This is a genomic window from Aurantimonas aggregata, assembly GCF_010500835.1.
Lineage (GTDB): Bacteria > Pseudomonadota > Alphaproteobacteria > Rhizobiales > Rhizobiaceae > Aurantimonas > Aurantimonas aggregata.
This window is the reverse complement of sequence record NZ_JAAAMJ010000005.1, coordinates 49,782-73,656: the sequence shown is the minus strand read 5'-3', so window position 1 is coordinate 73,656 and position 23,875 is coordinate 49,782. Positions and strand designations below refer to the sequence as shown.

The window sequence follows — 23,875 nt, the reverse complement described above, 5'->3', positions numbered from 1 at the left end:
CCGCGATAACGCCGACCCATGAGGATGGTTGCGTTGCAAACGATCGGCAGTCGGCGAATTGGTCCTGCCAGCCCGTCCGTACAGCGGAATCCGAATTCGTAGGCGAGCTCTGCAACCATTGATGCGTAAGCGCATTATCAGGTCATCGGGTTTTTCATGACCTGATACTCCAGCCTTACTCGGGCGGCCTAGGGCCGCCCTTTTTTTTGCCTGCAGCGTGGTTTCCCCCGCCGCTCAGCGCGGGTTCGACGATCGAGCGGGGCTCCGCCTCCGGTCCACGGCCGTGCCGAGGCCGCGGTTCAGCCGACGCGGCTCGACCGCGGAGACGCTTCCGTCGTTCCGGGTCTGCAGGAAATCGATCGTACCGTCGGCGGTATCGATCAGGATCGCCGTCAACGCCCCGTTCAAGACAGCGGCGGTATCGATCGAAATACGGTTCTCGGTGGCGACCGGAATGCCGTCCTTCAGCGGCGTATGGCCATGCACCACCACATGGTCGAGACGCCCGACATGGCCGAGGAACGGCTCGCGCATCCAGAGGCAGTCGTGCCGCGTCTGCTCGCCGAGCGGGCGGAGCGGATCGATGCCGGCATGGACGAAGGCGAAGCCGCCGATGCTTTCCAGCAGCGAGGCAGCGTTCAGCAGCCCCAGGTGGCTCGGCCGGTCCGCGAGGACATGCTGGCGCGCCTCGGTCAGTCCTGCGCCTGGCGTGACGCCATAGGAGCTCAGCGTCTCGGCGCCGCCCTGCGCGAACCAGTGGAGGGCCTCCTCCGGCGACAGCCGGTCGTTCAGGAAGCGCAGCAGCCAGTCGTCGTGATTGCCGAGCAGCAGCTTCGAGCCGGGACGGGCGGCGAAGGTCTCTTCGACGAGGTCCATCGCGCGACGGCTGTCGGGCCCGCGGTCGACGATGTCGCCCAGGAAATACACCGGCCAGTCCGGCGCGACCTTGTCGAGGCCGCCCAGCAGCATCGCCAGTTCGTCGGCCGCGCCATGGACGTCGCCGATGGCGATGAGCCGGGAGGGTGTCTCTGTCGGCATCGCTACAACACTCCGTTCAGAGGCGTGACAGACCATCCGGTCGCGATCGCCGTACGACGATGAGGCGTGCCGCGGCGATCAGAACGCCCAGGTGCGGGCCTTGGAGATCAGGAAATCCCGGAACACCTTGAGCTTGGCGGCGCTGCGCATCTGCTCGGGGTAGCAGAGATAGGTGTCGAAGGTCGGCATCTCCATCTCCGGCAGGACCTGGACCAGCTTGGCGCGCTTGTCGACCATGTAGTCCGGCAGCAGCGCCAGGCCGATGCCGCTCTCGATCGCCGAGCGGATCGCCATGAGATTGTTGATCTGCAGGATGGGGCTGCGCGACTTGCCCTCGGGCAGGCCGACCGTCTCCAGCGTGTTGAGGTTGCGCAGATAGTTCGGCGCCGGCTCGCCGAAGGTGATGATCCGGTGATGGTCGAGATCCTCGATCGTCTCCGGCGTGCCGAAGCGGGCGAGATACGAAGGCGCCGCATAGACGTGCAGGTGCACGGTGAAGAGCCGGCGCTGGATCAGGTCCGGCTGCTGCGGCTGGCGCAGGCGGATCGCCGCGTCCGCCTTGCGCATGGTGAGGTCGATCTCCTCGTTGTCGAAGACCAGCTGCAACTCCAGCTCGGGATAGAGCTCGAGGAACTCCTTCGACCGCTCGGTCAGCCAGCCCGAGCCGAGGCCGACCGTGGTGGTGACGCGGAGCTTGCCGGTCGGCTTCTCGCGCGTCTCGGTGAGCTGGACGCGCACTGCCTCTAGCCGCTTGAGCACGTCATTGGCGGTCTGGAAGAGCAGTTCGCCCTGCTCGGACAGCACCAGCCCGCGGGCATGGCGGTGGAAGAGCGGCACGCCGATCTCGTTCTCGAGCGCGGCGACCTGCCGGCTGATCGCGGACTGGCTCAGATTGAGCGCGTCCGCGGCGTGGGTGAACGAGCCCGCCTCCGCCGCAGCATGGAAGATCCGCAGCTTGTCCCAATCGAGCGCCATGGGTGGTTTTTCCTCGAATGGCCTTGGAAGAAGGCTTAACGCCTTCGGCGAGTGCTACTCCGCGGCGACGCGGGTCTCGTCGGCGTTGCGGGCCGCCAGCCATTTCTCGGCTTCGAGGGCTGCCATGCATCCAAGGCCTGCCGCCGTGACCGCCTGCCGATAGACGTCGTCGGCCACGTCGCCGGCGGCGAACACGCCCGGTACCGACGTCTGCGTCGTGCCCGGCTCGACCCAGAGATAGCCGGACGGCTTCTGCTTCAGCTGACCGACGAACAGCTCGACCGCCGGGGCATGGCCGATCGCCACGAACACGCCGTCGGTCTTGCGCTCGACGATCTCCCCGGAAACCCGGTTGCGCAGCCGCACGCCCTCGACCGACTTCATCGGCTCGGTCTGCCCGACGATCTCGTCGATCGCGGTGTCCCAGATCACCTCGACATTGGGCGTCGCGAACAGCCGGTTCTGCAGGATGCGCTCGGCGCGGAACTCGTCGCGGCGATGCACCACCGTCACCTTGCTGGCGATGTTCGACAGATACAGCGCTTCCTCGACGGCGGTGTTGCCGCCGCCGACGACCACGACGTCCTTGCCGCGATAGAAGAAGCCGTCGCAGGTTGCGCAGGCCGAGACGCCGAAGCCCTGGAAGGTGTTCTCGCTGGGCAGGCCGAGCCACTTGGCCTGGGCACCCGTCGCGATGATCAGCGCGTCGCAGGTATAGACGGTGCCGGAATCGCCGATGAGCCGGAACGGCCGCTGGCGCAGATCGGCCGAGACGATCAGGTCGCTCGCCATCTCGGCGCCGACGTGCAGGGCCTGCGCCTTCATCTGCTCCATCAGCCAAGGACCCTGGATCGGATCGGCGAAGCCCGGATAGTTCTCGACGTCGGTGGTGATGGTGAGCTGCCCACCCTCCTGCAGGCCGGCGACGAGCAGCGGCTTCATCATGGCACGGGCGGCATAGATCGCCGCCGTGTAGCCGGCAGGGCCGGAACCCAGGATCAGTACTTCCGCATGGCGTTCGGTCATGGTGGCCTCGCTTCGATGGCCTCTGGCAGATGGCCTCGCAAACATGACCGTTCAATAGACGAGGGGTTGCCGGGCTGCAACACGGCAGCCCAGGTGAGGGCACAGGGCGTCGACCCCGTTTGCGGCGATTGCCGAGGGGCGGGGGAGGCGCTAGAAGAGCGCCGATCGCGCCGGCAACGGGTGCGCCTTCGACACGCCGCGGGAGCGATCCATCCTCAGGACTATCGCCCACGTCACCTCGATCTTCGGGCTAGGCCTCGCTGCCGCGATGGTGCTGCCGGCCCTCGTCGATCTTGCCGACAGCAACGACGACTGGCGGGTGTTCGTCGGCTCCGGCTTCATGGTCGGCATGGTCTGCGTGCTGATCGCCGTCGCCACGCGCGGCGAGCGACCGAAATTCACGCCGCGCCTCGGCTTCCTGCTGGTCACCACGGTCTGGCTGTTCGCGACGGTCGTCGGCTCGCTGCCGATCTATTTCTCCTCGGTCAACGTCACCTATGCCGGAGCGTTCTTCGAAGCGATGTCGGGGCTGACCACCACCGGGTCGACGGTGATCTCCGGTCTCGACGCGCTGCCGCCCGGTATCCTGCTGTGGCGCTCGCTGCTGCAGTGGTTGGGCGGCATCGGCATCATCGGCATGGTGTTGCTGATCCTGCCCTCGCTACAGGCCGGCGGGATGGCGCTGTTCCACATGGAAAGCTCCGACAAGTCGGACAAGGTGCTGCCGCGGGTGAACCAGCTGACCGGCGGGCTGATCACCGCCTATGTCACGCTGACGATGCTGTGCGCGGCGGCGTATACCTCGCTGGGAATGAGCTTCTTCGACGCCATCAATCACGCCATGACGACGCTCTCGACCGGCGGCTACTCCACCCACGACGCCTCGATGGGGTTCTTCGAGGACAACCGCATCCTCGTTGCCTCGACGCTTTTCATGATCCTCGGCGCTTTGCCCTTCGTCGTCTACATCAAGGCTTTCCTGCCGCGCCGCTTCCAGCTCTGGCGCGACCCGCAGATCCTCGTCTTCCTGATGACCTGCCTCGTCCTCAGCTTCTCGATCGCGGTGACCCGCCGGATCATCAACGAGACGCCGTTCGGCGAGGCGCTGATCTCGTCGGCCTTCAACCTCGTCTCGGTGATCACCACCACGGGCTATGCCTCGGACGACTATACGCTCTGGTCGAACGCGGCGATCGGGATCTTCTTCCTGGCGACCTTCCTCGGCGGCTGCGCCGGCTCGACCTCCGGCGGCATCAAGGCCAACCGGCTCGTCATCCTCTATCTCGTCGTGCGCGCCAGCTTCCGCCGCCTCGTCCGGCCGCATTCCGTCATCCGCCTGAAATACGGCAACGACGACATCTCGACCCAGACGATCCAGACCGTGACGATCTTCTTCTTCCTGTATTTCGGCACCCTGCTGATGGGCACGGTGCTTCTGACGATGATCGGCCTCGACCTGATCACGGCGTTTTCCGGCTCCCTCACGGCAATTTCCAATGTCGGCCCGGGCTTCGGCCAGATCATCGGCCCCGCCGGCAATTTCGCCAGCCTGCCCGACGCCGCCTTGTGGGTTCTCTCGGCGGTGATGCTGCTCGGCCGCCTCGAGCTGGTGACGGTCCTCATCCTGCTGTTTCCGTCCGTCTGGATGGACTAGGGGAGAGGGACGGAAATGGTCGATACGGTGCTGCCCGCCTACTTCATCAATCTCGATCGCGCGGTCGAACGGCGCGACTTCATGGAGCGGCAGGCCCGCCGGCTCGGCCTCGGCCTCGAGCGGGTCCGGGCGCTCGAAGGTCCGGACGTCGACCACCGGACCTTCGCTTCCCTGTCGCGGCGCTGGCAACGGCCGATCACCCGGATCGAGATCGCCGTTCTTCTGTCCCACGCGCAGCTCTGGGAGCGCGCCGCCGCCAGCACCGACGGCCTCGTTGTGTTGGAGGACGACGCGGTGCTTTCGCCGCGGCTGGCGGCGTTCCTGCGCTCGCCGCCGCCGACCGAGTGGGACAACGTCAATCTCGAATGGTACGGCCGCCGGAAATTCTTCCGGCGGTCGAAGCCTGTCGGGCAGGCTGGCACGCGGCTGACCGCCGTGGCACGCGAGAAGACCGGCACCGCCGCCTATTATGTGAGCCCGGCGGGTGCGCGAAAGCTGCTGGACGCCCTTGCCACCGATGCCGCACCGGCGGACGCCTTCATGTACCAGCACGGGCGACTGCGGATCGCGCAGGCGGAGCCCGCGCTGGCGGTGCAGGCGCATATCCTCGCGGGCGAGGGCATCGATCCCGGCATCGCCACGGTGACGCAGATCCACCAGCCGCGCCTGAGGCTGACGCTGCGCGAGGGCGCGATAAAATACCGGGCCAGGCGGATCGCCGGGCAGTTCGCCCTGATCCGCTATCAGCTGGGGCGGCTGGGGCCGCTGGAGCTTCGATGCCCGGCGGTCGATCTCGACGAGTTCCGGCAGGCCGGCGAGCCTGAGGCAGATCTTCAGTCGCGATCGTCGATCGCCCAGAGCGAGCGGTAGACCGCGCCGATCTGATCTGCCTCGCGGGCCAGCGGGAACGCCGCCCGGACATGGGCAAGCGCCGCCTCGCCCGCACGCCGGCGGAGGGCATCGTCGTCGAGGAAGGGCGCGATCGCTGCGGCGAGCGCAGCGGCATCGCCGGCCGGTACCACCCGACCCGTCGTGCCATCCACGATCATCTCGGCGAACGCGCCGGCGTCGCTCGCCACGACCGGCGTGCCGCTCGCCATCGCCTCCAGCGGCGTCAGGCCGAAGCCTTCGTTGCGTGGTGGCGCGACATAGAGATCGAAGCGGCGGAACCACGGTGCGACGTCGTCGACCTCGCCGAGGAACCGGATGCGGTCGGAAAGCCCGGCATTCTCGATCCGGTCGCGCAGTTCGGCTTCGAAGGCTGAATGTTCGGCCGTGGTGCGGCCGGTCATCACGGCGACCCAGCCTGGCCGCGAGGGCAGCAGGGCGATCATCGCGTCGACGAAGACGTCGGTGCCCTTCTGGTGGCGGATGCGCCCCGCGCAGCCGACGACGCGCCGGCCCTCGAATTCATCGACGACAGCCTCCGCCGGCTGCGGGCTTTCCGGGCCGAAACGGTCGAGGTCGATGCCGTGCAGGATGACCGTGGCGGGCACGTCGAGAAACGCCGCGCTGCGTTCGCTGGTGGCGATCACCGCGTCCATCCGCCGGATCAGGAAGCGCGTCCAGGCCGTGTGGCGGCGCTGCGCCGCCGAGGTGAAGAGCAGCCGCAGCTTCATCCGCAAGATGTCGCGAAGGACGACGCCGGCCAGCATCTCGGTGTTGCGTCGGGCGTGCCAGATGCGGCGCTTATTCCGGGTCGACCGTTGCCACAAGGCGAGAAGCGCGCCGTAGCCGAGCCGCGGGACGGAGTCCGGCAGCACGTCCGGCCCCATCGTCGCGATGCCGATGTCGCGGGCCTGCAACGGCAGCAGCTGGACGATCGTCGAGGTTACGCCGGACAGGCGACGCTTGAAGTTCGGCGCGATGACCTCGACGTCGCGGATGGTCATGGGGCTGTTCTCGTGCCGAAGGGGCGAGGGAAACGGACCGGGTCGCGCAATCGCGAAGGCCTTTGCCGATCACGGGAATGCAATCACATTCCGGCAACCGGGCCGGCCAATCTCGGGTCGAGCATGGCCGGACAAGGGGGAAGCCATATTGCTCTCCGTGGTCATCCGCCCGAGAGACTCAGGCGGAGGACCACGGATATGTCGGAACTATCAGCCCCAGCGGAGCTCGAGGATCTCATAGGAGCGCGCACCGCCCGGCGCGGTGACCTCGACCGTGTCGCCTTCACCTTTGCCGATCAGCGCCCGCGCGATCGGGGAGGAGATCGAGATCCGGCCATTCTTCACGTCGGCTTCCTGGTCGCCAACGATCTGGTAGGTCTTCTCTTCCTCGGTATCCTCGTCGACCAGCTTGACGATCGCGCCGAACTTGACCCGGTCGCCCGACATCTTGGCGACGTCGATGACCTCGGCGCGGGCCGTCAGGTCTTCCAATTCGGAGATCCGGCCCTCGTTCAGGCTCTGCGATTCCTTGGCGGCGTGATACTCGGCGTTCTCCGAGAGATCGCCGTGAGCGCGCGCCTCGGAGATCGCCGCGATGATGCGCGGGCGCTCTTCCTGCTGACGCCGACGAAGCTCTTCCTTGAGCGACTCGAAGCCGGCACTCGTCATCGGGACCTTGTCCATCGCCTCCACCTTTCCGACGTCCGGCTGACCGGTCGTCTTATGTTCATTGCCGGCATGGCCGGGGCACAATAACAAACCGGCTCCGGACGGTGCGACCCGTTCGGAACCAGCGTGAGTACGGACTGCGAAGATGTCTGATTCGCCCGTCCGAGCGGCGTTGTTGCAATCAGGCCGCGGTAAAATACGACTGCAGCGGGCGAACTTCAAGATTGCCCTCGCGAAGCGCCGCAATGGCTTCGGCGGCGGCGATCATGCCCGCCAGCGTCGTGTAGTACGGCACCTTGTGGATCAGCGCGGCGCGCCGCAGCGAGCGCGAATCGGAGAGTGCCTTGGCGCCCTCCGTCGTGTTGAGCACCAGCTGCACGCGGCGGTTGCGGATCGCATCCTCGATGTGTGGCCGGCCTTCCAGCACCTTGTTGATCTTCTCCGCCGGCACGCCGCTCTCCACCAGGAAACGCTGCGTCCCGCCGGTCGCGATGATCCGGAAGCCAAGCGAATGCAGCAGCCGGATGGGCGCGAGGACCCGGTCCTTGTCGGTGTCGCGGACCGAGACGAACACCGTCCCGTCGCGGGGCAGTTCGACTCCGGCGCCGAGCTGCGCCTTGGCGAAGGCCAGCGTGTAGTCGTAGTCGAGGCCCATGACCTCGCCGGTCGAGCGCATCTCGGGTCCGAGCAGCGTGTCGACATTGGGGAAGCGGGCGAAGGGGAAGACCGCCTCCTTGACCGCGATGTGCTTCAGCCCGTGCGGATCCGGCGCGCCGCCATAGGCCGCGAAGGCCGCATCGAGGGTCTCGCCGGCCATGATCCGCGCCGCGACCTTGGCGATCGGAGAGCCGATGGTCTTGGCGACGAAGGGCACGGTCCGCGAGGCGCGCGGATTGACCTCGAGCACGTAGATGTCCTCGCCCTTGATGGCGAACTGGACGTTCATCAGCCCGCCGACCTTCAGCGCCAGCGCCATCTCGCGCGTCTGCCGGGAGAGCTCGTCGGTGATCGCCCGCGACAGCGAATGCACCGGTAGCGAGCAGGCGCTGTCGCCGGAATGTATGCCGGCTTCCTCGATGTGCTCCATGATGCCGGCGACGTAGGTCGCCGTGCCGTCGCTGAGACAGTCGACGTCGACCTCGATCGCGTCGGACAGATAAGAATCGATCAGCACCGGCGACTTGCCGGAGACGACGACGGCCGTGTGCATGTAGCGCTCGAACTGCGCCTCGTTGCGGACGATCTCCATCGCCCGGCCGCCCAGCACGTAGGAGGGGCGGATGACGACCGGATAGTCGATCCGCTTGACGATCTCGCGCGCCTCCTCGACCGAACGGGCGATGCCGTTGTTCGGCTGTCGAAGGCCCAATTCGTTGAGCAGCCGCTGGAAGCGGTCGCGGTCTTCGGCCAGGTCGATTGCGTCGGGCGAGGTGCCGAGGATCGGGATGCCGGCGCGCTCCAGCGCTTCGGCGAGCTTCAGCGGCGTCTGGCCGCCGAACTGAACGATGACGCCGACCAGCGTGCCGGCAGTCTGCTCGACGCGCAGGATTTCCAAGACGTCCTCGGCGGTCAGCGGCTCGAAATACAGCCGGTCCGACGTGTCGTAGTCGGTCGAGACGGTCTCCGGGTTGCAGTTGATCATGATCGCCTCGTAGCCCGCGTCGTTGAGCGCGAAGGCGGCGTGGCAGCAGCAATAGTCGAACTCGATGCCCTGGCCGATCCGGTTCGGGCCGCCGCCGAGGATGACGACCTTCTTGGCGCTGCTCACGTCGGCTTCCGAGCGCAGCGAACCAGCGAAGGGCCGCTCGTAGGTCGAGTACATGTAGGGGGTGGGCGAGGCGAACTCGGCGGCGCAGGTGTCTATCCGCTTGTAGGCCGGGTGGATGTCAAGGCGCTCGCGCAGCGCCAATACCGAGGCTTCCTCGGTGCCGGCAAGCTTTGCCAGCCGCGCGTCGGAGAAGCCGGCCGACTTCAGGAAGCGCAGATTGTCGGGATCCTCCGGCAGGCCGTGCTCGCGGACGCGCTCCTCGAGATCGATGATCGCCTTGATGCGGGCGATGAACCACGGGTCGATCTTGCAGGACTGGTGGACCTGCTCGGGGCTGGTGCCCATGCGCAGCGCCTGGGCGACCATCAGCAGCCGGTCCGGCGTCGGCGTGCCGAGCGCGGCGCGGATGGCGTTCTTGTCGTCGCCCTCGCCGATGCCGGGGATCTCGATCTCGTCGAGCCCGTCGAGGCCGGTCTCGAGGCCGCGCAGCGCCTTTTGCAGCGACTCTTCGAAGGTCCGGCCAATCGCCATGACCTCGCCGACCGACTTCATCGCGGTGGTCAGGATCGGCTCAGCGCCCGGGAATTTCTCGAAGGCGAAGCGCGGGATCTTGGTGACGACATAATCGATCGACGGTTCGAACGAGGCAGGCGTCGCGCCGCCGGTAATGTCGTTGTCGAGCTCGTCAAGCGTGTAGCCGACGGCGAGCTTGGCGGCGACCCGGGCGATCGGGAAGCCCGTCGCCTTCGACGCCAGCGCCGAGGAGCGCGACACGCGCGGGTTCATCTCGATGACGACGAGACGGCCGTCCTCGGGATTGACCGCGAACTGCACGTTGGAGCCACCGGTCTCCACCCCGATCTCGCGCAAGACCGCGATCGAGGCGTTGCGCATGATCTGGTATTCCTTGTCGGTCAGCGTCAGCGCCGGCGCGACGGTGATCGAATCGCCGGTGTGGACGCCCATCGGGTCGACGTTCTCGATAGAGCAGACGATGATGCAGTTGTCCGCCTTGTCGCGGACCACCTCCATCTCGAACTCCTTCCAGCCGAGCACGCTTTCCTCGATCAGCACCTCGGTGGTCGGGGAAGCATCGAGGCCGGTCTCGACGATCTCGAAGAATTCCGAGCGGTTGTAGGCGATGCCGCCGCCGGTGCCGCCGAGCGTGAAGGAAGGCCGGATGATCGCCGGCAGGCCGACCTCATCCAGCGCCTCGGCGGCCGAGCCGAGAGCGCGCGACATGTAACGCTGCTTGCGGTCGGGCTCGCCCATCAGCCAGTCGTGCTCGAGGGCGGCAAGCCGGGTCTCGCGTTCCGCGTCGTCGGCGGTTTCGGCGATGATCTCCGCCTTGCGCTCGTCGTGGACGCGCCGGTCGGCAGCCTTGGCTTCCGTCGCATTCGCCAGCATCGACTTCGGCGTGGCGAGGCCGATCTTCGCCATCGCCTCGCGGAACAGGGCGCGGTCCTCGGCCTTGTCGATTGCGTCCGCATCGGCGCCGATCATCTCGACCCCGTATTTCTCCAGCACGCCCATCCGGCGCAGGGAGAGGGCGGTGTTCAGCGCGGTCTGCCCGCCCATCGTCGGGAGGATGGCGTCGGGCCGCTCCTTGGCGATGATCTTGGCGACGATCTCCGGCGTGATCGGCTCGATATAGGTGGCGTCGGCAAGATCGGGATCGGTCATGATCGTGGCCGGGTTCGAGTTGACCAGGACGATCCGGTAGCCCTCTTCCTTCAGCGCCTTGCAGGCCTGGGTCCCCGAGTAGTCGAACTCGCAGGCCTGGCCGATGATGATCGGGCCTGCACCGATGATGAGGATCGTCTTGATGTCGGTGCGTTTCGGCATGGGAGGGCTAAATCCGCTGTTGTTGCGTGCCGAAATCCCGGAACCCGCGCATAGCGCGGCCGGCGGCAGATCTTTCCTGAGAGGCTGAGGCCGCCTTATAGGGAAGAGAATGGCAATCCGGAAGGGCACAATCAGCGAAATCCGCGACTTGGTCGCGAAGACGGATGCCGCCCTGCCTCGGCCGAGCCGGCGACGGCCTGCCGGACGGCTGCCATTTCGTCAATTGCTCTCCGGCAAATTGGCAGTTTGTTGACTCCCTTTGCAGCTTGATCTTCCGCAAGGTCCGCTGTGACGGGCAGAATTCACCCCGTCGAAACTGCTTTGGCTCACTGATGTGGTCGGACTTCACGCGATCCGTTGCTGGATGCGACAGGGGGAGCATGACCGGTGGACGCCAGAGCGCCGCAGACTGAACGACCGATCTTCGTCGACCTCGACGGCACGCTCATCCGCAGCGATCTGTTGTGGGAGACCCTTTTCCTCGTCGCGCGCCAGCGGCCGGTCGCGTTGCTGCGGGTCCCGGGCTGGCTGTTTGAGGGCAAGGCGCGGCTGAAGGCGGAGCTCGCCCACAGCTGCGAACTGGACCCCGCGCTGCTGCCTTACCGGGAGGAAGTGGTCGCGCTGCTCCGCCGCGAGAAGGCGGCAGGCCGCACCATCATCCTTGCCACCGGCGCGAACGAGAAACTCGCCCACGCGGTCGCCGATCATCTCGGTTTGTTCGATGCGGTGATGGCCTCCTCGGACACGGTCAACCTCACCTCGGAGCGCAAGCTCGACCGAATCCTCGCCGAGCATGGCGAGCATGATTTCGACTATGTCGGCAATTCCCACGAGGACATCTGCCTCCTCGAAAAGGCTGCCACCGCGACGGTCGTCGCGCCTGACAAGGCGGCGCACTCCTGGCAGACCCGGACCGGCTCGGCCCGGATCGACGCCGAACCCGGCGCGGCCCGGGCGGCCATCAAGGCGATGCGGCCGCATCAATGGCTGAAGAACGTCCTCGTCTTCGTGCCCATCGCGTTGACCCACGAGTTCCTCGACCTGCAGATGCTGCTGGCCGGTTTCCTCGCCTTCGTGAGCTTTTCCGCCGCGGCCTCGGCGGTCTACATCTTGAACGACCTTCTCGACCTGACCGCCGACCGCCGGCACAAGACCAAGCGCCGCCGCCCCTTCGCGAGCGGGAGGATCTCCATCCCGACGGGCCTGAAGCTGGCAGGCGGCCTCTTGGCCCTGTCCGTAGGCGTCGCCGCCATCCTGCCGATCGAGTTCGCTGTCGTGCTGGCGGCCTACATCGTCACCACCACGGCCTATTCGTTCTTCCTCAAGCGCATGCTGCTGATCGACGTCCTGACGCTGGCCGGCCTCTACACGACGAGGATCATCGCCGGTTCGGAAGCCGCCGGTGCCGAGTCGTCGTTCTGGTTGCTGGCCTTCTCGGTCTTCTTCTTCCTGTCGCTGGCACTGGTGAAGCGCTTCACGGAGCTGCAGGATTTCGGCATTGGCGCGCATCGCTCGAAGACCGGCCGCGGCTATGTCGACGCCGACCTCGAGACGCTGTCGCAGGCCGGCATGTCGTCCGGTTTCGCCGCCGTCCTCGTCCTCGCCCTGTACATCGACAGTCCCGCGATCCGCGAGCACTTCGCGGTCCCGTACCTCGTCTGGCCGCTGTGCCCGCTGGTGCTCTACATCATCGTGCGGATCTGGATCCTCGCCCGGCGCAACGAGATGCACGAGGATCCGGTGGTGTTCATCATGCAGGACTGGCGCAGCCAGATGATGATCGGACTCGGCGCCACCATGTTCCTGCTCGGCGCCTATGTCTGAGCCCCTCTACCAGAGCTGGGGGCGCCTCAGGCCGGCCCGCCGCGCAGCGATCGCCGTCGCCGATCTCGGGTCGCTCGCGAGCAGGGCGGACGGCAGCCTGCTGGCCTATGGGAACGGCCGTTCCTACGGCGACAGCTGCCACAACGATGCCGGCACGCTCGTCGACAGCCGCGACCGCGCCCGGATCCAGGCGTTCGATCCGGTCGCCGGGACGCTGACGGCGGATGCCGGCATCCTGCTGTCAGAGATCACACGACAAGTCGCGCCGGCCGGCTGGTTCCTGCCCGTCACCCCCGGCACCCAGTTCGTCACCCTCGGCGGCGCCATCGCCAACGACATCCATGGCAAGAACCACCACCGCCGCGGCACTTTCGGCAACTGGGTCGAGAGCCTCGAACTCGAACGGTCCGACCAGGGGCCGCTGACCTGCAGCCGGGACAGCGAGCCGCAGCTCTTCGCGGCGACCATCGCCGGCATGGGCCTGACCGGGCTCATTCGGCAGGCGACGATCCGCCTGCTCAAGGTGCCGTCACTGTCGATCGACGAGACGACGACGCGGTTCGACAGTCTCGACGAGTATTTCGAGCTCGCGGAAGCGGCCGACCTCCGGCACGAATACGCCGTCGCCTGGATCGACTCGCTGGTGACCGGCGCTTCGCTCGGGCGGGGCCATCTGATCACCGGCGACCATGCCGCCGAGGGCGATCGTTCGGGCGTCGCCGGCAAGCCGATCACGAGCATCCCGTTCACGCCCTTCGTCAGCCCGCTGCGGGGGCTCGGCCTCTCGGCGTTCAACGAGGCCTATTTCCGCCGCGCACCGAAGGGCTCCCGCCGGCGCGTCGTGCGCTTCGACAGCTTCTTCTATCCGCTCGACCGGATCGGTGGCTGGAACCGGCTCTACGGCCCGCGCGGCCTGCACCAGCACCAGAGCGTCGTGCCGCTGGCGGCCGGCCCGACCGCGGTGCGGGCGCTGATCATGCGCGCCCAGCAGGCCGGGCAGGGGTCGTTCCTCACCGTGCTCAAGCGCTTCGGCGCGGTGGCGAGCCCGGGCCTCACCAGCTTTCCCCGCGAGGGCTACACGCTGACGCTGGATTTCCCGCATCGCGGCGAACGGACGCTGAGACTCCTCGCCGATCTCGATGCCATCGCCATCGGGGCGGGCGGGGCGGTCAATCCCTACAAGGATGCGCGGATGTCGCCCGAGACGTTCGCCGCCGGCTTCGCCCGCTGGGCCGAGCTGGAGGCGCTGCGGGATCCGGCCTTCTGCTCGGATTTCTGGCGCCGCACCGCGCTGCGCCTGACGCCGTCCAGGACTGCCGAGCGTAAAGTTCTACCGGAAACACTCAGCGAAAATTTACCCTTCCGCGCAGTGAGCATCGTCGGCGAAGCAAGTAGTCCTGCCTATTAACCTTCCAAAAGGCCCGGTGCGGTAATGTTCGCATGTCGCGGCGAGCCGGACCATTGCTTGTTCCAATCAGGTTATTGAGATGCTGAAGTTTCTGCCGTTCATCCTGTTTACGGTGCTGACCAACGCTGCGGCGCAGCTGATGCTGAAATACGGCATGATGCAGCTCGGGCCGCTCTCGTTCGCCGGCGTCAATCCGCTGCTCAAGATCCTGCAGATCGTCTTCAGCCCCTGGGTTTTCATGGGGTTGAGCGTTTTCGTGATCTCGATGGCCTCGCACCTCTACGTCCTGTCGAAGGTCGAGCTGTCCTATGCCTATCCGTTCCTTTCGCTGGCTTACGTAGCGGTCGCGGTTTTCGCCTACTTCGTCTTCCGCGAAGATCTCAACGCCATGCGCATCGCCGGCATCGCGCTGATCTGCGTCGGTACCGTGTTCATCGCCCAGGGCGGCTCGCCCATCCACGGCGAGAACGAGCTCGCCGCGCTTCCCACCGATTCCACCCGTGAGGTGTCACGATGAAGCATATCCTGTTCGGCGGCGACGGTTTCGTCGGCCGTCATCTTGCCCGCAAGCTGGTGACCGACGGCGAGGAAGTGGTCGTCGCCGACATCTATCGCAGCGACCTGCCGCATTATCGCCGCTCGCGCTTCATGGGAGCCGACGTCACCGATCCGGCGTCGGTGCGCGCCGTTCCGATCGAGCCGGGCGACATGGTCTATAATCTCTCGGCCAAGATGCTCTCGCCGATCCAGGTTCGCGCCAAGCGCCACGACTTCTTCTACCCGGTGAACTATCACGGCACGAAGCACATCATCGAGGCGATGGATGCGGCTGGGGCGAAGGACCTCGTCCACTTCACCACCGACATGATCTACGGCCACACGGTGATCTATCCGATGACGGAGGAGCACCCGGTCTCGCCGCTCGGCGAGTATGGCCAGTCCAAGCTCGACACCGAGCACCTCGCCGCCGAATGGCGCGAGCGGGGCATGAACATCTCGCTGTTCCGGCCGCGCCTGATCATCGGACCCGGCCGGCTTGGCATCCTCGAAAAGCTGTTCAAGCTGGTCGATGGCAACCTGCCGGTGCCGATGATCGGCTCGGGCAAGAACCCGTACCAGTTCATCTCGGTGTTCGACTGCGCCGAGGCGGCCCGTCTTGCCTGGAAGGCAGGCGTTCCGAACGAGGCTTACAATCTCGGCTCGCTCAACCCGCCGCCGGTAAGGAAGCTCTTGGGCGACCTCGTCAAGCATGCCGGCTCGAAGTCGCTGCTCGTGCCGACGCCGGGCTGGGCGGTCAAGCGGACGCTCGATCTGCTGGATCGGCTCAATCTGCCGCTGATGGACCCCGAGCAGTATCTGATCGCCGACGAGATGTGCGTTCTCGACGTCTCCAAGGGCGAGCGGCAGCTCGGCTGGGTCCCGCAGTATCGCGACGAGGACATGCTGATCGCCGCCTACACCGAATACCGCGCCAAGCGCGAAGGCCGGCAGGACGACGCCGAAACCTCCATCCAACCCGCCGAATGAGGAGCGCAGCCATGCTCGACCGTCCCGTTGTGACCGCGCCGCCGCTCGACGCTCCATTACGCCGCGGCCCGGCCAAGCCGAAACTGCTGTCGGTCGAAGAGGCCAAGGCCCTCGACGCGCAGTCGATGGCGGACCTGTTCAAGGACCACATCAACCCCGGCCAGTTCCACTTCATGAAGCTGCTCGGCTTTCACAAGGTGAAGGTCGAAAGCGCCGAAGGCATGTTCTACATCGACCAGAACGGCCGGAAGATCCTCGATTTCTTCGGCGGCTTCGGCTCGCTGGCCTTTGGTCACAACCACCCGCGGATCATCGAAGCGCGCCAGCGCTTCCAGGACGAGAAGCGGCACGAGATCGCCATCGCCTTCCTCTCCCAGTATGCTTCGGCGCTGGCGAAGAACCTCGCCGCCGTCAGCCCCGGCAGCCTCGACATGGTCTTCCTCGGTTCGTCCGGCTCGGAAGCGATGGAAGCCGCCGTCAAGGTCGCCGAGCGCGCCTCGGGCCGGAAGAACTGCAAGATCGTCCATGCCGAGAACTCCTTCCATGGCAAGACAAAGGGCGTCCTGTCGATCACCGACTCGACGCTCTACCAGGGCGAGTTCAAGCTGGTGGAGAACCGCTACAAGGTGCCGTTCGGCGACCTCGAGGCGCTGACCGCCTGCGTCGAGAGCGATCCCGACATCGGCGTCGTCGTGCTCGAGACCGTGCAGGGCGGCGGCGGCATCGTCCAGGCGTCGACCTACTACTGGCAGGGCGTTCGCGCACTTTGCGACAAGCACAAGGTGATGTGGGTCGCCGACGAGGTACAGTGCGGCTACGGGCGCACCGGCCGCTTCTACGCCTTTGAGCACCATGGCGTCGTGCCGGACGTGACCGCACTCGCCAAGTCGCTTGGCGCCGGCAAGGCCGCCGTCGGTGCGATGATCGCCCGCCGCGAGGTCTACATGAAGGCCTACGGCACGCCGAAGACCGCGATGATCCACGCCCAGGCGACGTTCGGCGGCATCGGCGAAGCCTGCGTCACCGCCATCGAGGGTCTGAACGTTCTCTACGACGAGGACCTGATCGGCAATGCCGAGGAAGTCGGCACGTATCTGCTGGAGCGCCTCGAGGCGATCCGGCAGAAATATCCGACGATCATCAAGGAAGTGCGCGGCCAGGGCCTGATGGTCGGGCTGGAGTTCCAGGACTTCTCGCGCACCCTGCCGCTGGCGCTCCGTCCGATGGTGGCGATCCTCGACGACAAGCTGAAGGGCTCGCTGTCGGGCTTCATCGGGGCGCTGCTGCTGCGCGACTACGACGTGCTGGTCGCCTTCACCGAGTACAACCGCAATGTCATCCGCCTCGAGCCGCCGCTGATCTGCGGCGAGGAGCATGTCGACCAGTTCTGCGACGCGCTGGACGACCTCCTGTCGCGCGGCATCGTGTCGATCGTGAAGGACTTCGTGAAGTCGCAGATGGGCTGAGCGCGCGACGTCGCGCCCGGCCGAAGCCTGCCCGATATCAACCTGACGCGGGGAAGCCCGGCATGAGCATTGCAACCGACTTCCACCGCCCGATCGACTCCGGCCCGATGCGCGAGCTCGGCCGCCGCGTCGCCGCCTTGATGACGTCGCGCGTCTTCTCGAGGCTGGCGGTCGCCGCCTTCGCGCTCTTCGTCCTGCTGTCGTCGCTGTTCGGGCTGATCAAACCCGAGCACAACTGGGACATGGCGCCCTACATTGCCGCCTCGCTGGAGGATCGCTACGAGCAGCCGCAGGCGCTGCACGCCGCCGCCTGGGAGGCGACGCGCTACGGCATCTCCGACTTCCAGTGGTACGAGATCACCCGCGGCAACACCTACATCGTCGACCAGTTCGCCAACCCCGAGCATTTCGTCTCGCAGCTGTCGATGTACCGGGTGAAGCTCGGCTATATCCTCGCGCTGCGCTATCTCGACCGGCTGGTCGAGCCGGTCACCGCGACGGCCATCGTCGCCAGCCTGTCGACCCTGGTCGTCGGTCTCGTCCTGCTGGGCTGGGCGGTCCGGCACGGCTTCTCGCAATCGCTGCTGCTCGCCGCGCCCGTGCTGCTGCTCGCCGGCTATTTCGACATGGCGATGCTGGCGACGCCTGACATGATGATGGCGGCGTTCGGCATTCCGGGCATCTATCTGGCCGCCAAGGGTCGCTACTGGCTGGCCGTGCCGTTCCTGCTCGCCATGTTCCTGGTGCGCCCGGACGGGATCATCTTCCTCTTCGCGCTGCTGCTGGCAGCGCTGGCCTTCGGGCAGGGGCGGCTGCCGATGCTGCTCGCCTTCCTCGCCGCGGTGCTGCTCTACGGCCCGATTGCCGAGGCGGCCGGGCATCCCGGCTGGTGGCCGCACTATTATTTCTCGAACATCGCGCTGCAGAACGACATGCGCGGCTTCGATCCGGCCTTCAGCGTGGGCGCCTATCTGCACGGCATCGTGCGGGGTATAAATGTCGGTCTGCGCTTCAACAACTGGCCGATGATCATGGCGGTGCTGCTGCTCGGCTGGCTGCTGCTCGCCGCCCGCGGCCGCGGCGCCGACCGGAACGCCACGATGGTGCTCACCGCCGTCGTCCTCTGCTTCATCGGCAAGTACGTGACGTTTCCGCTGCCGGACGACCGCGTCTACTTCATCTTCGTCGCGCCGTTCCTGATGATCCTGCTCGAAGCCTGGAAGCCGGATTTCGCCACTTCCAATGCCGCCTTCACGCCGCCCGTTCGCCGGCACAACTGAGAAATCGCCATGTCCCGCCTGTCGCATGCCGCACGCATTGCCGTCTCCCTGGGGCTCCCGGCAGGTCTTCTCGACCGCGCGCCGGCGCTGCTCGGCACGCGCTATCTCGCCAAGGCGGCCATGCGCGCCCGCCTCGGGAGGGGCCGGCCCTTCGTCATGGTCAATGTCGGCGCCTGCGACGGCGTCCTCTTCGACGACGTGACGCCATGGCTGCATCGCATCCCCAATGCCCGGGCCGTGCTGGTGGAGCCGATACCCTACAACCAGCAGCGCCTGCGCAAGAACTACCCGGACACCGAGCGCTTCGTCATCGAGCCGGTGGCGATCACCCGCGAGTCGGGGACAATCGCCATCCGCACCTTCGAGGCGGAGGCGCTGGAGGCCGGAACGCTGCCGATCGAATTCATCGGCTGCTCCTCCGTCACCGATACCAACCTGATGTCCGGCAAGGATGCCTGGGGCAAGGAGGACGCGAACTTCTCGACCTTCGCGCACCACCTGAAGGACATCAGCGTGCCGTCGGAGCCGCTGCAGACCGTCCTCGACCGCAATCGGCTGGACCATATCGACGCCTTCCTGGTCGACTGCGAGGGCGCCGACTGGGTGGTGTTCGACCAGTTCGACATCGCCCGCTATCGCCCCGGCATGATCAAGGTGGAGATCGGCGCATTGCCGGCCGCCGAGATCGGCCAGGTCGTCGTCAAGCTGAAGACCGCCGGCTACAGCGTCGGCTTCTACGGCGAGGATGTCTGGGCCTTCGCCTGACCGGCACTGATCGCATCGGCAGGCGGGTGAGGTCGCCGCCGGCTGCCCGCGTGTCGCAAATGAGTACCGCGTCATTCGCGGCGCCGCGCTAAGCTCGCGCCTGCGAAGAGGCGGGGAGTTGCAGGCGATGGAATCACGCGCGCGGGCGGTGGTGATTGGGGGCGGGGTGGTCGGCGTGTCGACACTCTACCATCTGGCGAAGAAGGGCTGGAGCGACAGCATCCTGGTCGAGCGCAAGGAGCTGACCTCCGGCTCCACCTGGCATGCCGCAGGACTTCTGCCGCTCTTCAACATGAGCTACTCCGTCGGCCAGCTGCACCGCTACTCGGTGCGCTTCTATCGCGAGCTGCAGGAAAAGACCGGCATGAATGTCGGCTTCTCCAACGTTACCAACATCCGCCTTGCCCGCACGAAAGACCGCTGGGACGAGTTCCAGTACTATGCCGGCATCGCCGAGACGATCGGCGTCAAGGTAAAGATGCTGACGCCGGACGAGCTGAAGGAAGTCTGGCCGCTCTGCGAGACCGACGGCATTCTCGGCGCGATCCAGCACCCGGACGACGGCTACATCCAGCCGGCCGACCTGACGCAGGCGCTGGCCAAGGGCGCCCGCGATTTCGGCGCCAAGATCTACCGGAACACGGCAGTAACGGCGATCGAGCAGCTGGAATCCGGCGAATGGTCGGTGACGACGGACAAGGGCATCGTCGTCTGCGAGCACGTCGTCTCGGCGACCGGCAACTTCGCCCGCCGCACCGGCCGCATGGTTGGCCTCGACGTGCCGGTGATCCCGGTCGAGCACCAGTACATCGTCACAGAGCCGCATCCGGCGATCGTCGAGCGCCGGCGCCAGGGCTTGCCGGAGATGGGCGTGCTGCGCGAGAGCGACTCGGCATGGTACATGCGCGAGGAGAATGGCGGCCTGCTGCTCGGCCCCTACGAGAAGGGCGCGCCCTGCTGCTACGTCGACGGTCCGGACGACGCGTCGGAATACGAGCTCTTCCAGGAGGATCTCGACCGGCTGATGCCGCATATCGAGACCGCGATCGCCCGCGTCCCGGCGTTCGGCGAGGTCGGCATCAAGAAGGTTTATAACGGCGCCATCGCCTATACGCCCGACGGCTCGCCGATCGTCGGCCCGGCGCCGGGCCTGAAAGGCTTCTGGCTGAACGAGGGCCATTCCTTCGGCATCACCGCCGCCGGCGGCGCCGGCTGGCAGCTCGCCGAATGGATCGTCGACGGCGAGCCGACCGTCGACATGGTCGGCGTCGACCCGCGCCGCTTCGGCCCCTACGCCACCGAAGGCTACCTCATCGAAAAGAACGAGGAAGCCTACGCCAACGTCTTCACCACGCATTATCCCGACGAGGAGCGTGCCGCCGCGCGGCCGCTGAAGACCTCGCCCTCGTATGATCGGCAGAAGGCGCTCGGCGCCGTCTTCGGCTCGGTCTACGGCTGGGAGCGCGCCAACTGGTTCGCGCCGGAGGGGACATCCGTCTCGCGGCAGGAACTCGACCTCGGCGCCGACGTGCTGACCAACGAGAATCACGCGCCCGCCGACGAGAACGGCGTCATCCGCGAGAAATGGTCGTTTCGGCGCTCGAATTATTTCGAGCACGTGGGCAACGAGGTGAGGGCGGTGACGGAAGGCGTCGGCCTGCTCGACCTCACCGCCTTCGCCAAGATGGAGGTTTCTGGCCCCGGCGCCCGCGCCTTTCTCGATTCGATCCTCGCCAACCGCATCCCCAAGGCACGCGGGCGCGTTGCGCTCTGCCATCTTCTCACAGAGACCGGCGGCGTGCGCGCCGAGTTCACCGTCTACGAATGGGCGCCGGGCCGCTTCTACCTGGTTTCGGCCGGCGGCTACGAGCGGATCGACCACGACAATCTGCGCCGGCTTCTGCCCTCCGACGGCTCGGTCACTTTGAAACCCCTGACCGAGCAGCTCGGCGTGCTGGTGCTCGCCGGTCCGCGCGCCCGCGACGTGCTAGCCAAGCTGACTCGCTCCGACCTTTCCAACGCCGCCTTTCCCTGGCTGACGGGCAAGGCGATCGCTGTCGGCGCCGCGAGCGCGCATGCGCTGCGGGTCAACTTCGTCGGCGAGCTCGGCTGGGAGCTGCACCACCCCATCGGCATGCAGAACGCCCTCTACGATGCGCTGATGGCGGCGGGGGCGGAGTTCGGCATCAGACCGTTCGGCATCAGGGCGATGAACGCCATGGCGCTGGAGAAGTCCTACCGCCAGCTGCCGCGCGAACTCTCCATCGAATACAACGCCTTCGAGTCGGGGCTTGAGAGGTTCGTTCACCCGAACAAGGGCGATTTCATCGGTCGCGACGCGGTCGTGCGGGCGCGGGAGGCGGGGCTGCGCTGGTCGTTCGCGACGCTGGAAATCCACGACGTCGAGGATGTCGACGCCCGCGGGTCGGAGCCGATCTATGCCGATGGCGCCCTGGTCGGACGCGCGACCAACGGCGGCTACGGCTGGCGGGTCGGCAAGAGCCTGGCGCTGGCGATGCTGGAGCCGACCCGTGCGGCGGAGGGCACGCGTCTCGAGATCAGGATCCTCGGTCGGCTCTACCCGGCGACGGTGATTGGCGAGAGCCCGTTCGATCCGGACAACGACCGCCTAAAAGCCTGATCGGCCCTCGCGGCAGTTGTCCACAGACTGGGAGCATCCGGCGTCTCCCGGTGGTCAATACGGTTCAGTGACGGTTTTGTGAATTGCACCGCCTGCGTTTCGGCAGGACCTTTTTGCAATGCGCCATGGGATTCGCAGTTTCGCAGCCCTGTCGATCGCCTTCGCCGCCGCCGCGACGATCGACATGGTGCGGCCCGCCGTTGCCCAACAGCGCGGCCTCGGCGATCTCGGCGCGACCCAGGCGCCGGCGACCAGAAGCGGCATCAAGGTCGATGTCGAACTGGTGCTGGCGGTCGACGTCTCCTGGTCGATGGATCGCGGCGAGCAGGAGATCCAGCGCGCCGGTTACGCCGCAGCCTTCCGCAGCGAGGACGTCCAGAAGGCGATCATGAACGGCGGCCATGGACGCGTCGCCGTCTCCTATATTGAATGGGCTGGCAGCTTCTCGCAGTCCGTGGTGGTGCCCTGGACGCTGATCGACTCGCGCGAGACGGCAGACGGCTTCGCCTACCGGCTGCAGACCGAGGAGCCGGAGCGCGAGCGCCGCACGTCCGTTGCCGCCGCGATCGATTTCGCCGTGCCGCTGTTCGACCGCAACGGCTTCGACGGCCTGCGGCGGGTAATCGACATCTCCGGCGATGGCCCGAACAACCAGGGCCGGCCGGTCGTCGAAGCCCGCGACAATGCTGTCCGGCGAGGGGTGACGATCAACGGCCTGCCACTGATGACCTCCGGCAGCTATGCCTCCTGGGGTTCAATCCCCGATCTCGACCGCTATTACGAGAATTGCGTCATCGGTGGCCCCGGCGCCTTCATGATCCCGGTCAACGACTGGTCGCAGTTTCCCGAGGCGGTCCGTCGCAAGCTGGTGATGGAACTCGCCGGCGACTGGGACGTCGAGGCGGAGGACGAGGCGCAGGTGATGCGGACGCAGGGCAGCGGCGTCGACTGCATGGTCGGCGAGCGCATGTGGCAGGACCGCCAGCAGCGCTGGATGGACGGATACCAGTAAAAGCGGCCGGAGAGCCTGGTTGCGCCGTTACTCAGGCCGGCGTCAGGGCGGCGCGGGCCGCGCGCTCCTGCTGCGGCGAGCGGTCGTAGAGTTCACGGTAGCATTTGGAGAAGTGCGAGGCCGAGACGAAGCCGCAGGCGACGGCAATCTCGACGATCGGCAGTTGCGACTGCACCAGCAGATGGCGAGCGCGATCGAGCCGGATCTCCAGGTAATAGCGCGCCGGCGAGCGCCCCATCTCCTTGTCGAACAACCGTTCCACCTGCCTGCGCGAAAGCCCGACATGCCGGGCGATCTCCACCAGCGAAAGCGGGTCGGAGAGATTGGCCTCCATGATCTCGATCACCCGCAGCACCTTACCGTGCTGAATGCCGAGCCTTGCCCGCAGTGGCAGCCGTTGTCGGTCGTGGGCGCTGCGCACGCGGTCGGTCAGCGCCTGCTCGCAGACCCGGTTCACCACCTCGTCGCCGAGGTCGTGGCCGATCAGCGCCAGCATCATGTCGAGCGAGGCGGTGCCGCCGGCGCATGTGTAGATGTTGTGGTCGATCTCGAAGAGGTCGGCATAGACGTCGGCGCGGGGAAACGCCTCGGCGAAGCCGGGCAGGTTCTCCCAGTGGATCGCGCAGCGCCGGTCGGCGAGAAGGCCGGCGCGGGCGAGGATCCACGCGGCCGTGCACAGGCCGCCGACGGAAATGCCGCGCTGATGCGCTTCACGCAGATAGGAGAGGGTGCTTCGGTCGCTGAAATCTTCAACCAGGATGCCGGAGCAGGCGAACACCATCGAGGGCCGCCGCTCCCCAGGCAGCGCACGGCGTTCGTCCTCGACGGAGGTGGAGACCGCCACCTCGACACCATTCGAGGCCCGCACCGGCCGCCCGTCCTGCGACGCCAGGCGCCACCGGTAAATCTCTCGGCCGACGATGCGGTTGGCGATCCGCAACGGCTCGATCGCCGTCGCGAAGGCGATCATCGAGAAATTGGGCACGAGCAGGAAGATTATCGTGCGTTTCGGCGCGGCGTCAGGCTCGACGGATCGAGGCGGACGCTCCAACACCACGGACCCGTTGGCCCTCACCATTGCCGAT

18 protein-coding genes are annotated in these 23,875 nt (G+C 66.6%); 11 read left to right on the top strand and 7 right to left on the bottom strand.

Annotated features, from left to right (window positions below):
• Positions 1-234: 234 nt before the first annotated feature.
• The 3 genes from GTW51_RS09285 to trxB form a co-directional block, all read right to left on the bottom strand.
• Complete coding sequence (locus GTW51_RS09285) at positions 235-1,038, bottom strand: metallophosphoesterase (protein WP_163043642.1); 804 nt, start codon at positions 1,036-1,038, stop codon at positions 235-237.
• 78 nt (positions 1,039-1,116) lie between these two features.
• On the bottom strand, positions 1,117-2,013 hold the full coding sequence (locus GTW51_RS09280; protein WP_163043641.1) for a LysR family transcriptional regulator: 897 nt from the start codon (positions 2,011-2,013) through the stop codon (positions 1,117-1,119).
• 54 nt (positions 2,014-2,067) lie between these two features.
• Entirely contained in the window at positions 2,068-3,039 is a 972-nt protein-coding gene (trxB, locus tag GTW51_RS09275; RefSeq protein WP_163043640.1) for a thioredoxin-disulfide reductase, read from the bottom strand.
• 268 nt (positions 3,040-3,307) lie between these two features.
• Between trxB and GTW51_RS09270 the strand changes: the two genes are divergently transcribed.
• Both GTW51_RS09270 and GTW51_RS09265 read left to right on the top strand, forming a co-directional pair.
• A complete protein-coding gene (locus tag GTW51_RS09270; RefSeq protein ID WP_163043639.1) occupies positions 3,308-4,693 on the top strand; it encodes a TrkH family potassium uptake protein in 1,386 nt (461 codons plus the stop codon).
• 15 nt (positions 4,694-4,708) lie between these two features.
• Entirely contained in the window at positions 4,709-5,563 is an 855-nt protein-coding gene (locus GTW51_RS09265) for a glycosyltransferase family 25 protein (protein WP_163043638.1), read from the top strand.
• Here the strand turns inward: GTW51_RS09265 and GTW51_RS09260 are convergent.
• The 3 genes from GTW51_RS09260 to carB all read right to left on the bottom strand — a co-directional run bounded on the left by GTW51_RS09260 (position 5,527) and on the right by carB (position 10,867).
• The gene (locus GTW51_RS09260) at positions 5,527-6,585 is read right to left on the bottom strand and encodes a glycosyltransferase family 4 protein (protein WP_163043637.1); all 1,059 of its coding nucleotides are present in this window, start codon (positions 6,583-6,585) and stop codon (positions 5,527-5,529) included. The genes GTW51_RS09265 and GTW51_RS09260 overlap by 37 nt on opposite strands.
• Positions 6,586-6,795: 210 nt before the next feature.
• Positions 6,796-7,269 carry a transcription elongation factor GreA gene (gene greA / locus GTW51_RS09255; protein ID WP_163043778.1) on the bottom strand — a complete coding sequence of 158 codons (474 nt, stop codon included), beginning with the start codon at positions 7,267-7,269 and terminating at the stop codon, positions 6,796-6,798.
• Between the two features lie 166 nt (positions 7,270-7,435).
• Positions 7,436-10,867 (bottom strand): carbamoyl-phosphate synthase large subunit, encoded by a 3,432-nt coding sequence (gene carB, locus GTW51_RS09250; RefSeq protein ID WP_163043636.1) that lies wholly within the window; start codon positions 10,865-10,867, stop codon positions 7,436-7,438.
• 387 nt (positions 10,868-11,254) lie between these two features.
• Here carB and GTW51_RS09245 point away from each other — a divergent pair, with 387 nt between their 5' ends.
• The 9 genes from GTW51_RS09245 (at position 11,255) to GTW51_RS09205 (ending at position 22,790) form a co-directional block, all read left to right on the top strand.
• A complete protein-coding gene (locus GTW51_RS09245; protein WP_163043635.1) occupies positions 11,255-12,691 on the top strand; it encodes a UbiA family prenyltransferase in 1,437 nt (478 codons plus the stop codon).
• The gene (locus tag GTW51_RS09240; protein ID WP_163043634.1) at positions 12,684-14,099 is read left to right on the top strand and encodes an FAD-binding oxidoreductase; all 1,416 of its coding nucleotides are present in this window, start codon (positions 12,684-12,686) and stop codon (positions 14,097-14,099) included. The genes GTW51_RS09245 and GTW51_RS09240 overlap by 8 nt, the downstream gene beginning before the upstream one ends.
• Positions 14,100-14,181: 82 nt before the next feature.
• Positions 14,182-14,616, top strand: coding sequence for an EamA family transporter (locus tag GTW51_RS09235; RefSeq protein WP_163043777.1), 435 nt, complete (start codon positions 14,182-14,184; stop codon positions 14,614-14,616).
• Positions 14,613-15,626 carry an NAD-dependent epimerase/dehydratase family protein gene (locus GTW51_RS09230; protein WP_163043633.1) on the top strand — a complete coding sequence of 338 codons (1,014 nt, stop codon included), beginning with the start codon at positions 14,613-14,615 and terminating at the stop codon, positions 15,624-15,626. Before GTW51_RS09235 ends, GTW51_RS09230 begins: the two co-directional genes overlap by 4 nt.
• An 11-nt stretch (positions 15,627-15,637) precedes the next feature.
• Positions 15,638-17,092 carry an aspartate aminotransferase family protein gene (locus tag GTW51_RS09225; RefSeq protein WP_203565991.1) on the top strand — a complete coding sequence of 485 codons (1,455 nt, stop codon included), beginning with the start codon at positions 15,638-15,640 and terminating at the stop codon, positions 17,090-17,092.
• Between the two features lie 62 nt (positions 17,093-17,154).
• On the top strand, positions 17,155-18,372 hold the full coding sequence (locus tag GTW51_RS09220) for a hypothetical protein (RefSeq protein ID WP_163043631.1): 1,218 nt from the start codon (positions 17,155-17,157) through the stop codon (positions 18,370-18,372).
• A 9-nt stretch (positions 18,373-18,381) separates the two neighbouring features.
• On the top strand, positions 18,382-19,137 hold the full coding sequence (locus GTW51_RS09215; protein ID WP_163043630.1) for an FkbM family methyltransferase: 756 nt from the start codon (positions 18,382-18,384) through the stop codon (positions 19,135-19,137).
• A gap of 127 nt (positions 19,138-19,264) precedes the next feature.
• Positions 19,265-21,778 (top strand): GcvT family protein, encoded by a 2,514-nt coding sequence (locus tag GTW51_RS09210; RefSeq protein WP_163043629.1) that lies wholly within the window; start codon positions 19,265-19,267, stop codon positions 21,776-21,778.
• Positions 21,779-21,896: 118 nt separating this feature from the next.
• Positions 21,897-22,790, top strand: a complete 894-nt coding sequence (locus tag GTW51_RS09205) for a DUF1194 domain-containing protein (protein WP_246232858.1) — start codon at positions 21,897-21,899, stop codon at positions 22,788-22,790.
• A 31-nt stretch (positions 22,791-22,821) separates the two neighbouring features.
• Here GTW51_RS09205 and GTW51_RS09200 read toward each other — a convergent pair whose 3' ends face one another.
• Positions 22,822-23,760, bottom strand: coding sequence for a GlxA family transcriptional regulator (locus GTW51_RS09200; protein ID WP_425483236.1), 939 nt, complete (start codon positions 23,758-23,760; stop codon positions 22,822-22,824).
• Positions 23,761-23,875: the final 115 nt, after the last annotated feature.